Genomic DNA, 12,149 nt, shown 5'->3' on the forward strand with positions numbered 1-12,149 from the left:
TCTCGGCTTGAAGAAATCAGCTGACCTGTGCCGGTGGCGAACGCCATCCGGTGGCGATGAGTGCTTCGGTCGGGGTGATACCGATCAACTCCCGACACGTACGGGTCAGGTGTGCGCTGTCGGCGAACCCGGCCGCATGGGCCGCCTCGGTCAGCGAACCGCCCTCGCGCACAACCGTGAAACCGCGCTGCAGCCGAGTCCAGCGCCGCCACGCCGCATATCCCGAGCCGACCTCGGCGGTGAACACATGCGCGAGCCGACTCGCCGACATCCCCACCCGCGCAGCGAGTTCGACCAACGACGGTGGTCCCCCTGGCCAACCGGCCGCGACACGCAGCGCGTCGGCGACCGCCGGATGCGAGCGCCGCCGCGCAGCGCCGAGCGAATCGAGCGAGCTCTCGGGTGAACGCGGGGATGCCGCGGTGACCCAACTGGTGGCGGCTTCAAAGGGCAAGCCGGCCAAGCGGGCCAGCGCGGCGCGCGCGGTGGCGGAGTCGGGATCGAGGAAGGCCGCGAACCCGGATGTTCCGGGTTCCGCAGTGACCTGGTGGACAACACCGGGCGGGATGATCGCCGCCACGGCGTGCGTTGCCTGCCCCTGCGCATCGGTGAGAACGAGGCCACCACGGGCGACGAACAACACCTGAACCGCGGCATGAGCGTGCCGGTCGGCGTCGCCGATCCGGCCGGTGAACGCCATGAACCCGGGCGTGAACACCGCATCACCGCGCCACCGCGCAGCCGAATCCGAGGCGTGCGGCGGCGCGGTGACCCCTGCCATGATTCTCTCCGTCAGCGCGGTGACGGCCCGGGGCGTCCACCGGTCAGTGTTCGCAGGAGAGCAGCGAAAGCGTCATCGATGGCGTGCGGTTGTGGTCGGCCCGACGGCGCCAGGGTGTTCCAGCGCTGGAGATTCAGCGCGACGGAGGCTTGGCGGGTTCGGTCGGCGCTGGTCAGGGAGATGGCGCCACCACCCCAGACCGAGCCGTCGTGACCCCAGAAGGTGCCACGGCCGGGAACCTCCATCCGGTGCAGGCCGAGCCCGTAGTCGACGGTCTTGCCTTCGAAGGAGATCACCGCGACCGTACGCTGCATCCGTTCCAGCATCGCGCGGCTGATGATCTCACCGGCGAGGAGCAGATCGAAGAACCGGTTGAGGTCGGCGACGGTCGAGATCAGGGACGCCGACGGGCCTACCCACGACATGTCGTAAACGCTGTAGTCGCGCGGCGGGTCGATCATGCCGAACCACGATTCGTAATGGTGGGAATGTGGTCCATCGATCTCGGGACCAGTGGGCAGTTCGGTATCGCGCAGACCGGCACGTTCGATGACATTTCGGGTGATGAACTTCTCCGCCGAAGTCGCCGTGACCGACTCCATCAGCCGACACAGCAGCAGGTAATTGGTGTTCGAGTACACCCCCGGCGGCTTGCCGGGGACACCGACGGCCGGGGCGGCGACGCCCAATTCGATCAGCTCGTCCCAGTTGAACTTGCTGAACCTGTTGTCGTCCAAGCTTTCCGGTGTCGTCCTCGCCAGATCGGGGAACGCGGACAGCGACGGGTAGGCATGTGGGAGGTATTCGGCGAGACCACTGGTGTGGTTGATCAGCATCTCGACCGTGATCGCCGCACCGCGCTCGCCGGGGACCAGCTGCGGCAGATAGTGGCCGATCGGTGTATCGAGCCCGATCTCGCCGGCTTCGACAAGTTGCAGCACGGCCGCGGCGGTGAACGTCTTGGTGATACTGCCGACACGATGTCGCATATCTGCCGTCACCGGACGACCGGTGGCGAGGTCGGCGACCCCGGCAGCGCCGCGCCAGATCTGCTCACCGGCTCGCGCTTCGGCGAACACTCCCGGCACTCCGGCGCGATGCACCGCCTCGAGTGCGGCCTGTAGTTCGTCGGGATCAAGAGAATTACTCATGGCAGATGTCCTCTCGCGGTCGTCGCCTCGGCTGAGGCGAACACCACTATCGGCCGAGCGGACCCGTCGAGTATTGAGAAAATGTTCCCCACGCCCGGTGGCGGTAGCGCGCGATATCGGGCAGATAACGCGTGGCGAGCACCCCGGGTGTGCTGCCTGCGAAGATGGACACGTCACGGTGCAGATGCGCCTGATCTGCGTAGCCGCCATCCGCGGCGACCTCGGCGGCGGACCGACCCGCCAGCAAACCGTCTACCGCACAGCGGAATCGGACCAGCATTGCCGCACGTTTGGGGGTCAAGCCGATCTGCGACTCGAACCTCGACCAGAGCCGTTTACGGCTCCACCCGCACGACTGGGCGAGGTCGGCGACGCGTACCTGCCCACGGGCGGCGAGTATGTCGTTCCAACAGGCGACCACCTCCGAATCCGGCACGCGGCGCAGATCACTATGTGTCAGAAACGATTTCGTCAGAGCGAACCGCTCATCCCAGTCCGCGGCAGCGGCCAATGCGGCCCGCAGACGGCGAGCATGTCCACCCCACAGCTCCTCTGCCCCGACCACGCCTGAACCCAGATCACGCGGGCTGACGCCCAAGAGCGAATAGGCGCGCACCGGCGACATGCGGATCTCGATACACTCGGCTCGCGCGCAACGAACGCGCATCGCCGCGAGCGCGGGTCCGGCGACGAGTCCGGTCAACCTCTGCCGCCCGACGCCGTCGTCGACCACGAGCTCGGTATCTCCGAAGTGGATCACCACGGTGACCGCCGGCGCCGCCGCGACACGCAGGTCCAAGCCCTGCCCGATGCGGAAGCCGAGGATCGCTGCTCCCACACGCCTACCCTTGGACGGCCTTGCGAAATCCCATCCGGTGCCACCGAACTCCATTGCTCCCACCCAACCAGGCTAGTGACGTCCACGACCATCTGGTCGGCGCACCCGATCCCGGATCCCCGCACCCAGCGACGGACTCCCAGCCGTCACCGCGCCGCCAAGCCATGAACGCGACTGTCCATTTGTTGCCACAGACCTCGATCACCTGTGCCTGTACGAGCTCCTCGGGCCGGGACAGGGCGAACCGGAATCTTCTACGCTCTGAGCCATCCGGACAGCGCCCGCGTATTGTCCGAGCCGTTCCCGAGGAGGCCGGATGCCGGACAAGACGCCTACACGCGCGATAACGGGGTGGACCGTTGCCCTGTGGAGCTTCACGGCGGTGGCCGGTGGGGTGATCGTCGGAGGGCTTCTGCACGAGCCGGAACCTGAGCTCACCACCGCGCCGCCCACCGCCGCTGTTTCTGTCACGCCCGAGGCGGAGCTGCCGACGCCGGTCCGGGTTCGCCCGTCGGTGACGTTTCCGACGCAGATTCCCGGCTGTTCGAGTGTCGAAGCGCCGTCGTCCGACGAGACGTATGGCGCAGTCTTCGGTCCCGGCGAATACGACAACCCGGCCTATCCGTGGTTCTCCGGACGGAAGGCTGTCGCGATGTCGACGGCGCTGCGTGCCGCGCTGCCGACCGATGTGACGGTCGGATTCGGGTCGCCCGACCGATCACTGCTGTTCGAACCGATCCTCGGGGAACCCGACAGCCCGTTCGGTGGATTCACCGGTGCGGGAGCGGACCTGCGGCGCGGCGCGGGTGCCGGGTCGCTGTGGGTCACCGTCGAGCAGTCCGAAGAACCGGTCCCGGCGTGCACGGCGGGTTGGCTCGACGAGCGGCGAACCATGCCGGACGGTTCGACCGTCGACCTGCACGACACCTGGGAGGAGCTCGACGGTATCCGGACATTGTCACGCAGCGCCCAGGCCTATCGTCCCGACGGCAGCCGGATCATGGTCATCTCCACCGACGCGCCGTCCGGGTCGATGCCGACCGGAACCGTACCGCTCACCAAGGACGAGCTGGTCGCGATCGTGCTCGCCGACGGGCTCGGTGTCGGCGATCCGATTCCGCCGGGCACGATCGAACCGCCGCCGCCTTGTCATGTGCGAGTGGACAATTCGCCGACACTGGACGAAGCGGTGGCAGCACGGGTGAACGCGGCGCTGGCCGGTGCGCTCGACGGGAACAGCACGGACCGCCCGCTCGGCGACATGCGACCCGACGACTTCGGTCGGGGCGGGCTGTGTCAGACGGTTCGGGTCACGACGCCGGGGCAGCCATCCACGCTGACCGTGTCGATCGCCGCAGGACAACCGATGCCGAACACTGAACCCGAGCATGGCGGTTCCGCACGGACCAGCGCCGACGGCACCGTGATCGAAACCCGCGAGGACTACTTCACCACCGCCGATCAATCCGGGCGCACCGCAGAAGAATTCGTGCGGACCGTCGTTCTCACCAAACTGGACGGCACCCGCATCGACGTCACCTGTCGCGCAGAAAGGCCGTCGTCACCGATGCCGTTCGAACAACTCGAGAAGATCGCTCTCGCACCGGGTTCGGTGACGCCGTGACGACGCCGGGACTACGTGGGCTCATCGTCGCCGCTGTCGCCGCGCTCGCCACCGGCATCGGGGCGGTGGTGGTGTTGTCGCAACCCGCGGATTCCACTCGCAAGATCACCGGAACCAACAGTGCCGCACCGGGTCTGGCCTGGTCGGTGAGCGCGGCCGAGTTGTCCGGGTCAGCAGATGCGGTCTTCCGCTCGCCGGTATTCGGCACCGAATTCGATTCCGGCAGTTCCGGTTTCGTCGCGACCGACGACATCCTGGTGACCGTGGTCGGCACCGAGGACGCCTCGACCCTGTACGGCATCGATGCATACGACGGGAGCATCCGCTGGCGTGCGCCCGCCGCCGATCTCGGTGGTTGCGCCGACGTGCCCGTCGACGGGCACCTGGTGTGCTTCACGGGGTTCAGCGCCGACGGTACGGCAGTGGTCGGCTACGACCTGTCCACGGGACAATCGACACGCACCCCGATCGACTGGTCTCCGTTCGCGATCGCGGCCACCGAAGACCGGGTGTATCTGGTGGAGGGCAACGCGGAAGACGACGACGTGCGCGTGCGAGCGGGCACGCTGCAGGACCCGGATCGGTTCTGGACCACGCAGTTCGCGCTGGGCGGCGCCTGGGAGGACGTGTTGATGGACATCATCATCGACGTCACGCACGGCCAGGGCGTGCTCGCGCTCAGCAGCGACCTGGCAGGCTTCGCCCTCGACACCGGTGCGCCCACCTGGACCACCACCCGCACGGGCTGCGGCTGGTCGAGCGCCCTCGCGGGTGCGCTGGTACGACGCGTCTCCTGCGACACCGGCACCGACATCCTCGACCGCACCGGCAAGCCACTGGCGACGACCGAAACCCCCGGCCGCACCCTGCTCGATCACCCCACCGACGACACCATCCCCGTCGTCCTCGGCAACCACGCCTACGACCGCCGCACCGGCGCCACCGTGTGGACCTCCCCCGACCTGGAGGCCACTTCCACCTCGACACTGGTGGCCGTCGTCGACGACACCGCCCTCCTATCCGACCCGGAAGCCCAAACGCTGACAGCTCTCGACATGCACACCGGCCACCGCCGCTGGCAACGCCCTCACTCCGCCCCCATCGAGACCGTCGCCACCACCACCGACTCGATCGTCATCACCCACCCCAGCGGCCTCACCGCCCTCGACCCCACCACCGGCGACCCACTCTGGGAAATCCCCTTCCGCGCCGTTCACCCAGACCCCCACGCCCTCACCGGAGACGGCACACCACTCCCCCAGCCTGACGACCGCCTCGTCTACGTCAGCGCACGAACAGCCATCGGCCTACGCCCGCTGCCGTGATAGCGCAAATCCGAAGCGAGCAGGGTCGAATGCGGTCGCGACTGTTGGGTCACGCCGCTCCCCACCAATCTCCGTGCCGCGCCGAGCAAACCGCGGTCATGGATGTGAATTCAGCACGTTTGCGCTAACTCGTTCCTGGGTAAAGTCGAAATCCGTATGCTGACCCCTGCCTAATCCGGGTCACACAAGGGGCCAACCATGTTCGAGCAACGACCACAGCCGCCCACGCACCCGCGATATGTGTCAGCACCAGCCAACGCACCGAACCGGAATCCCTGGTGGGCGGCCGTACTCATCGGCATGTTCGCCTTCTTCCTGCTCGTCCGCGACGGCAGCAGTACGGGCGGCGCGCTGACCGCGATGCTCGTTCTCGGTGTTCCACTCGCCCTTGTCGTGCTGATCGTGCGCGCACTGTATCGAGTCGGTGAACCACGGCCTGCACCAATCGCTTTCGTCACACCGTCCATGCCACCGGGCTCCCGGTCCGCGCCGCCGCCGGGTTGGTACAACAACCCGGACGGTGACGACGAACGCTGGTGGGACGGGCGCGACTGGACCGAACACACGCGTCGGCCGAACTAGGGCGACCTCGGCAGGGACGACCCGAACTCGCGGGTGGGGTCAGTTCTGTACGTGCGGGTAGGCGTCGGAGCGGTGCTGGAAGGACAGGGCTACGAGGTTACGTCCTCGGCCGCCGCGGATTCAAAGGCTCGGCGGAGGATGTCACCGGCGTCCCAGTCGTCGGGGCCGGCGAGGACGATGGAGGTATTCGAGGAAGGTCACCGAGTTCCAGTGATTCACCTGTGGCCTTGTCGACCGGGTGGCCCAGGCGAGCTTGGTTCCGCTCGGTATCGGGAGCCTGAAGCAGATCGGGTTCACTAGCGCCGGACAGCTCGTTGTCGTAGGCCTTAACGAGGTCAGTGTCATCGCAGTTGCGAATCGCCGCGAGGGAAATTGTGTCGATCGAGGTGAGAATAGGAGGCGGATGGTGCGACCCGTACTGCGACGTTCGGCCTCGCCTGCCACGGCTCGCTAGGCTTCGCGACGGTGCATTCGCCACACGGACGGACCACCATCGAGCGTGATGTGGTCGACCACCGAGAACCCGAATCGTTGGTACAGCGGGAGGTTTCGTTCGGTCGAGGTATCCAGCCAACAGGCATGTCCGGCTCGATCGAGTTCGGTGAGGCCATGTTTCATCAGCGCCGTGCCGAGGCCGGTTCCCCTGGATTGTGGTGTGGTACCGATGGTGGCCAGCAGCCAGGCGCCGTCGGGCACCGGCAGCGTCGACATTCGTTCCTCGGCCACCAGCAGGTGGTCCAGTCCGTCGCCGTGCAGGTGCGCGATTTCGGCCGACACCGATGCGCTCGGCGCTGGGGCGTCGGGCGGTAGGAAAGCGATCACGCCATGGCCGGTGGTGTCGATGTAGGCCCTCCCGTACGGAAGCGCCATGTGTTCGAGATAGATGCGCTGTAGCGATGAGATGCGTTGTAGGTGATCGTCTTTCGCGACGCACCAATTCGTCCACGGGTAGTCGGCGAAGGCCTCGCCGAGCACCTGCGCGGCACGGTCGAGGTCTGGGGTGGACAAGGGGCGGATTACTGTGGGCATAGCCAATTTGTACCCATGTACAAATTGGCTGTCCAGTCTATTTCCCGCTCGCGTACGATCGCACTCCGATGTTCGGTGTCCGAGGCCGAACGACACGTGCGATGGAGAGATCGATGGCTTATATGGCCCGCGCCGCGCGCCGTCAATCGATCGTCGAGGCGGCAGCCACGGTGGTGGCACGAGATGGACTGAGCGCGGTGACGGCGCGCACCGTCGCGAGCGAGCTCGGCGGCTCCCAAGGACAGATTCACCATCACTTCTCCTCGACCGACGAACTCGCCGCCGATGCGTGGCGGCAGTACGCGGCCCGCGAGATAGCGGCCTACCAGCACGCGGTCCTCGACCTCGAGCCGGCCGCCGCGCTGACACTGTTCTTCTCCGACCTGGTCGGCGACGGCGAGGGTCACGCACTGGCTCGTTGGGCCGAGGCCGGTGCGCACGCCCAACTACGCGGCCCGGTCGCGAGCAGCTATGTCGAAACCCTCACGCAATTGACCGACGTCCTCACGGCCGTGCTGTCCCGTGCCGTCGCCGATGCGACCCAAGCGCGAGCGGCCGCCGCTCGCCTGCTGATGCTCGGTGTCGGTCTCGCCGGAGTTACCCGGATCACCGATAACCCGCCGGTGCCGATCCAGACGGTCATGGCTTCCGCGATTCGCGCCGAAATCCCCTGACAGATGCGTCGGGGCCTCGCCGTTCGGGGTTCCGAATCACCGCAACCTACGACCTATCGGTCGGACGGCAAGACCGCGTTGATCAGGGCGCGGGCTGCGCGGCCAGTGCGTTCTCGGTCGCCCGTGATCACACGGTCTTGAATGATGCCCCGCAGTCCCGAGACCAGAAGCGTCGACACCACTTCAGGATCTCGAGCCAATCCGGTCCTGCGCAGCGCCGCTGCGAGCTCGTCGACGAAGGTTGCGATCGCGGTATTCGCATAGTCCTGATACGGCGATTCCGGCGCACACGCGGCACCGAGCACCTGCAACAGCACCCGCACGCTGTCTGCCTCCGCGCCGTCGGAATTCAGATCGAAGAAGCCGATGAGCCGCTCACGTAGCTGCGCGGGTTCGACCACGTCGGCGAAAACGCCGGCCAGGTCTGGTCGCTGTGTTGCCAGGGCCTGGACCAGCAACTCTTCTTTGGTGTCGAAGTAGTAGATCAGCATCCGCGAGCTGGTCCCGAGCGCGGCGGCCAGCGGGCGCAGGGACAGTTCGGTCAAACCGTGCGAAGCGATATACGCGACGACACCGGCCAACAGCTCGGCGCGTTTGCGGTGGTCGAGAGGACGAGCCATAGGTTGACTGTACCGACTGCTACAGGTATTCATGACGGCATGAATGTACCGATCGCTTCAGAAACTGCGGAAGGCGTGGTGGTGACCGCGTACGCGGCGACTACCGCACTCGCCGACACCATGGACGAGACCTGGTCACGTCTGCTGCGCGGCGAGAGCGGAATCCGTGCGCTGCCTGCGGAATTCCTCGCCGAGCACGATCTGCCGGTTCGGATCGGCGGACCGCTGGTCATCTCGCCCGACACCGAGCTGACGCGGATCGAACAGCGCAGGAATTCCTATGTCGAACGTATGGCTCTCGTCCTGGGAAGGCAGGTCTGGCAGGCGGCGGGCGCGCCGGACGTCGACCGCGAGCGCCTCGCTGTCGCCATCGGCACCGGCCTCGGCGGCGGTGACGCGCTGGTCGATGCCGTCGACGCGATGCGGGCTGGCGGCTACCGCAAGGTCTCTCCGCTGGCCGTGCCGATGGTGATGCCCAACGGCCCTGCTGCCACCGTCGGGCTCGAAATCGGCGCGCAGGGTGGTGTTTTCGCACCGGTCTCAGCCTGCTCGTCGGGGTCGGAAGCGATCGCGCACGCGTGGCGGCTGATCCGAACCGGCGAGGCCGACGTGGTGGTCACCGGTGGCGTCGAAGGACACATCGACCCTGTCCCCATCGCGGGCTTCGCGATGATGCGGGCGATGAGTACCCGCAACGACGAGCCCGAGCGTGCCTCCCGGCCCTTCGACCGCGACCGCGACGGCTTCGTCTTCGGCGAAGCGGGCGCTCTGCTCGTGCTCGAATCCGAGCGGCACGCGAAAGCACGGGGCGCGCAAATCCATGCCAACGTGCTCGGCGCCGGTATCACCTCCGACGCCTTCCACATCGTCGCCTCCGATCCCGCCGGCACCGGAGCCGCCCGCGCGATGCGCAAGGCCATTCACGCTGCCGGACTGTATGTTTCCGATATCGACCACGTGAACGCGCACGCGACGTCGACATCGATCGGTGATGCCTCCGAAGCAGCCGCTATCACCGCCGTCACTCCCCATGCCTCGGTGTATGCACCGAAATCCGCGCTGGGGCATTCGATCGGCGCGGTCGGCGCGCTCGAATCGGTCCTCACGATCCTGAGCCTGCGTGAGCAAATCATCCCGGCCACCCTGAATTTCGAAAATCCCGACCCGGCGATCAATCTCGACATCGTCGCGGGCGAGCCACGACCACAGCGAATCGACTACGCACTCAACAACTCGTTCGGATTCGGCGGACACAACGTCGCACTTGCGTTCGGCAAAGCATAAGCGCACTCACCGGCTCCCTGGGCGGTTGGCTATTGCATATGATGCGGTGAGGGTCGGCCGCATCCATCGTCGGTGTCGGGACCGCGAGAAACATCACCCAGAGGGGATGAATCGAGTGACGCGCCCGCGCCGTCGTCAGCTTCTGGCAACTTCGAACCGGGCACAGCGAGACCTGCCTCTACCGGTCGGCGAATGGTCACCGAACGTCGGGTGGGGTCGTGACCGGCCACCGTGGAGCTTGCCTGGATTCCGGTCCTCGCCCCATTTCAGGCAATCATCACCGTAACTAGACTTGCCGACGCTGAGATCGCCACCGGGCTCGAGGAGGATACGGGTGCCGCCCAAATCGAACAACCGACGGCGCCCCACCCAAGACCGCGCCAAAGCAACACGCGAGGACATCCTCGACGCCGCCGCGGCACTGTTCGGCGAACGCGGCATCACCGACACCTCCACCAACCGCATCGCCGCCGCTGCCGGGGTCAGCATCGGAACCGTCTACCGATACTTCCCCGACCGAGCGACGATCGTCGAAGAACTACTCACCCGCATCCAGAACAACATCGAACGACGATTCACCGAACGCGTCCACGACCTCTCCCACACCCCGGTGCGACAACTGGTCTCGGGGGTTTTGGCGGCCATCGTCGACGAGATGGTCACCGACGTCCCACTCGTACGCGCGCTGATAGCCGGGTTGAACTTCTACAGCAGCGGCATGCCCGAGCTCGAAGTACGCCTACGCCTGCTGGTCAAAATGCAGATCATCCAAACTCTCGGACCCGGCGACGACGACGAGTACGACGTGCTGACCATCACGATCATCAGCGCGTGTTTCGGCATCGTCCTGCGCACCGCCGTACTCGAGGACCGGCGCGTACGCGACGAGGTGATCGCGACGACCTCCCGACTGGTCGCGGCATTCGCCGACACCGAGATCCAAGCCCGCGCAACCGGTTGATTTCTCGACACGACACGGCGACTGGGCCTGAGGCCGTGAAGGCCGCAACCGGATGTTCTGGATCGGCGCGAATAGCCGCGATCGACGTTGCGAGCTCTATGCCGGGTTCGCCGCGGTGCGCGAATTCCCGCCCGTCCCCGGTATCGCCGCCGGAGAGGAACAGTTTCACACATCCAGGCGTGACCCGGTCACGACCGATGAACCGAACGCGACAGACATGTACTCGGCGAAGTAGGTAACCAGCTCCCGATGCGTTCGGGTGCCCACGATCCGGTCCCTCAGCTCACCGTCGGTGAATATCAGAATGGTAGGCAGGGCGGTGATCCGATAGTCCTCGACCACCCTCGACCAGTCGTCGTACTCCATTGTCGCGCAAGAAATCGACCGCCCCTGGGTTCCGGCGAATTGCTCGAATACCTGTCTGATCTTGTGCGAATTCGGGTCGCGACCGCCGTGAAACAGCACCGCAAATAGCGGGTCTCGGCGTTGCACGATCTGGCGAAACGTGGTTGCGTCGGCGATTGTTTCGATCATTGTGCCCATACTCCATTTACCGGTCCCTACACACCCTCGGCCGGATGACCGCCGCCCCTCTCCCACAACCACGAAGGACGGGCCCGGCGACGACGATCGACCCCGGGCCCGGGCCCCTCCGAACACTGTTTCGTGCCGGTGGTCAGAGCGAGGAACCCGCGCGATCCCACGCTTTGTCACCGAATCACGAGTTCAGCGAACAAATCACAGGCAGAAGCTGACCTCGAGCGGACCCAAGTGGATGGGCAAGCACACTTCCACCGAGCCGGACACCGGAGCAGCCGTCGGAGCCTCCGCCGACGCCACGCCGGCGCCGATCGCCGTCGCCGACATTGCGATCGCCGCCGCCGCCAGCGGCCGATAGATTCTGGAACTCATACTGCCATCCTCGATAGTGCGATTGTGATGCGTCCCATGAGCGGGACCGGTCACATCAGATCATGACCCACGAGTAATGTCACGCTTACAGAAATAATTCGCGCTACTAGGCCGGGTATGTACAGCTCGTTCGACCAGAAGCCGGTCACAGGCTAATTTCTCAGCCAGAACACTCTTCTATATCAATGGAACTCGGGGGCATGTGCTCGAATTTTCACAGCACGAGTACGACCTGAAAACTTTTAATATAAATCCATAAGCTTTCACCGGAACCGTTGTAGGTTGCTCCATGGGTAAATCATCAGGACAGAACAGCCATGTCCGAACATACAAACTTGCAGTCGACTCGTTCATGCGGTTGACCAACG

13 protein-coding genes are annotated in these 12,149 nt (G+C 65.7%); 6 read left to right on the forward strand and 7 right to left on the reverse strand.

Annotated elements, in window-relative coordinates:
• Window positions 1–16: 16 nt before the first annotated feature.
• The 3 genes from ACSVDM_RS13740 to ACSVDM_RS13750 are packed head-to-tail and all read right to left on the reverse strand — an operon-like array spanning window position 17 to window position 2,824.
• Complete coding sequence (locus ACSVDM_RS13740; protein WP_439265205.1) at window positions 17–781, reverse strand: AraC family transcriptional regulator; 765 nt, start codon at window positions 779–781, stop codon at window positions 17–19.
• A gap of 11 nt (window positions 782–792) precedes the next feature.
• The gene (locus ACSVDM_RS13745) at window positions 793–1,932 is read right to left on the reverse strand and encodes a serine hydrolase domain-containing protein (protein ID WP_439265207.1); all 1,140 of its coding nucleotides are present in this window, start codon (window positions 1,930–1,932) and stop codon (window positions 793–795) included.
• 46 nt (window positions 1,933–1,978) lie between these two features.
• Window positions 1,979–2,824, reverse strand: coding sequence for a helix-turn-helix domain-containing protein (locus tag ACSVDM_RS13750; RefSeq protein WP_439265209.1), 846 nt, complete (start codon window positions 2,822–2,824; stop codon window positions 1,979–1,981).
• Window positions 2,825–3,086: 262 nt separating this feature from the next.
• On the opposite strand from ACSVDM_RS13750, the gene ACSVDM_RS13755 reads away from it, so the two are divergent.
• The 3 genes from ACSVDM_RS13755 (at window position 3,087) to ACSVDM_RS13765 (ending at window position 6,301) form a co-directional block, all read left to right on the forward strand.
• Window positions 3,087–4,394 carry a hypothetical protein gene (locus ACSVDM_RS13755; RefSeq protein ID WP_439265211.1) on the forward strand — a complete coding sequence of 436 codons (1,308 nt, stop codon included), beginning with the start codon at window positions 3,087–3,089 and terminating at the stop codon, window positions 4,392–4,394.
• Window positions 4,391–5,719, forward strand: a complete 1,329-nt coding sequence (locus tag ACSVDM_RS13760; RefSeq protein WP_439265213.1) for an outer membrane protein assembly factor BamB family protein — start codon at window positions 4,391–4,393, stop codon at window positions 5,717–5,719. The genes ACSVDM_RS13755 and ACSVDM_RS13760 overlap by 4 nt, the downstream gene beginning before the upstream one ends.
• 240 nt (window positions 5,720–5,959) lie before the next feature.
• Window positions 5,960–6,301: a DUF2510 domain-containing protein gene (locus ACSVDM_RS13765; protein ID WP_439265215.1), complete on the forward strand. Its 342-nt coding sequence runs from the start codon at window positions 5,960–5,962 to the stop codon at window positions 6,299–6,301.
• A gap of 450 nt (window positions 6,302–6,751) precedes the next feature.
• On the opposite strand, the gene ACSVDM_RS13770 is transcribed toward ACSVDM_RS13765, so the two are convergent.
• Entirely contained in the window at window positions 6,752–7,330 is a 579-nt protein-coding gene (locus ACSVDM_RS13770; RefSeq protein ID WP_439265217.1) for a GNAT family N-acetyltransferase, read from the reverse strand.
• A 113-nt stretch (window positions 7,331–7,443) separates the two neighbouring features.
• Here ACSVDM_RS13770 and ACSVDM_RS13775 point away from each other — a divergent pair, with 113 nt between their 5' ends.
• On the forward strand, window positions 7,444–8,004 hold the full coding sequence (locus ACSVDM_RS13775) for a TetR family transcriptional regulator (protein WP_439265219.1): 561 nt from the start codon (window positions 7,444–7,446) through the stop codon (window positions 8,002–8,004).
• A gap of 53 nt (window positions 8,005–8,057) precedes the next feature.
• On the opposite strand, the gene ACSVDM_RS13780 is transcribed toward ACSVDM_RS13775, so the two are convergent.
• Window positions 8,058–8,585, reverse strand: a complete 528-nt coding sequence (locus ACSVDM_RS13780) for a TetR/AcrR family transcriptional regulator (RefSeq protein ID WP_439265221.1) — start codon at window positions 8,583–8,585, stop codon at window positions 8,058–8,060.
• A gap of 78 nt (window positions 8,586–8,663) precedes the next feature.
• On the opposite strand from ACSVDM_RS13780, the gene ACSVDM_RS13785 reads away from it, so the two are divergent.
• Both ACSVDM_RS13785 and ACSVDM_RS13790 read left to right on the forward strand, forming a co-directional pair.
• Entirely contained in the window at window positions 8,664–9,908 is a 1,245-nt protein-coding gene (locus tag ACSVDM_RS13785; protein ID WP_439265505.1) for a KasA/KasB family beta-ketoacyl-ACP synthase, read from the forward strand.
• A 334-nt stretch (window positions 9,909–10,242) separates the two neighbouring features.
• Window positions 10,243–10,869 carry a TetR/AcrR family transcriptional regulator gene (locus tag ACSVDM_RS13790; protein ID WP_439265223.1) on the forward strand — a complete coding sequence of 209 codons (627 nt, stop codon included), beginning with the start codon at window positions 10,243–10,245 and terminating at the stop codon, window positions 10,867–10,869.
• Between the two features lie 165 nt (window positions 10,870–11,034).
• Here the strand turns inward: ACSVDM_RS13790 and ACSVDM_RS13795 are convergent, their stop codons facing one another.
• Together ACSVDM_RS13795 and ACSVDM_RS13800 are read right to left on the reverse strand one after the other, a co-directional pair.
• Window positions 11,035–11,403 (reverse strand): thioredoxin family protein, encoded by a 369-nt coding sequence (locus tag ACSVDM_RS13795; RefSeq protein ID WP_439265225.1) that lies wholly within the window; start codon window positions 11,401–11,403, stop codon window positions 11,035–11,037.
• A 204-nt stretch (window positions 11,404–11,607) separates the two neighbouring features.
• Entirely contained in the window at window positions 11,608–11,781 is a 174-nt protein-coding gene (locus tag ACSVDM_RS13800) for a hypothetical protein (RefSeq protein ID WP_439265227.1), read from the reverse strand.
• Between the last annotated feature and the right edge of the window lie 368 nt (window positions 11,782–12,149).

It is taken from the genome of Nocardia sp. JW2, from assembly GCF_051843015.1.
In the GTDB taxonomy this organism is placed as follows: domain Bacteria; phylum Actinomycetota; class Actinomycetes; order Mycobacteriales; family Mycobacteriaceae; genus Nocardia; species Nocardia coubleae.

Excerpts from the sequence above, each read along its gene's own strand:
- ACSVDM_RS13800 (WP_439265227.1), bottom strand. The coding sequence starts at position 11,781 with ATGAGTTCCAGAATCTATCGGCCGCTGGCGGCGGCGGCGATCGCAATG.
- ACSVDM_RS13745 (WP_439265207.1), bottom strand. The coding sequence starts at position 1,932 with ATGAGTAATTCTCTTGATCCCGACGAACTACAGGCCGCACTCGAGGCG.
- ACSVDM_RS13775 (WP_439265219.1), top strand. The coding sequence starts at position 7,444 with ATGGCTTATATGGCCCGCGCCGCGCGCCGTCAATCGATCGTCGAGGCG.
- ACSVDM_RS13740 (WP_439265205.1), bottom strand. The coding sequence starts at position 781 with ATGGCAGGGGTCACCGCGCCGCCGCACGCCTCGGATTCGGCTGCGCGG.
- ACSVDM_RS13770 (WP_439265217.1), bottom strand. The coding sequence starts at position 7,330 with ATGCCCACAGTAATCCGCCCCTTGTCCACCCCAGACCTCGACCGTGCC.
- ACSVDM_RS13785 (WP_439265505.1), top strand. The coding sequence starts at position 8,664 with ATGAATGTACCGATCGCTTCAGAAACTGCGGAAGGCGTGGTGGTGACC.
- ACSVDM_RS13795 (WP_439265225.1), bottom strand. The coding sequence starts at position 11,403 with ATGATCGAAACAATCGCCGACGCAACCACGTTTCGCCAGATCGTGCAA.
- ACSVDM_RS13750 (WP_439265209.1), bottom strand. The coding sequence starts at position 2,824 with ATGGAGTTCGGTGGCACCGGATGGGATTTCGCAAGGCCGTCCAAGGGT.
- ACSVDM_RS13755 (WP_439265211.1), top strand. The coding sequence starts at position 3,087 with ATGCCGGACAAGACGCCTACACGCGCGATAACGGGGTGGACCGTTGCC.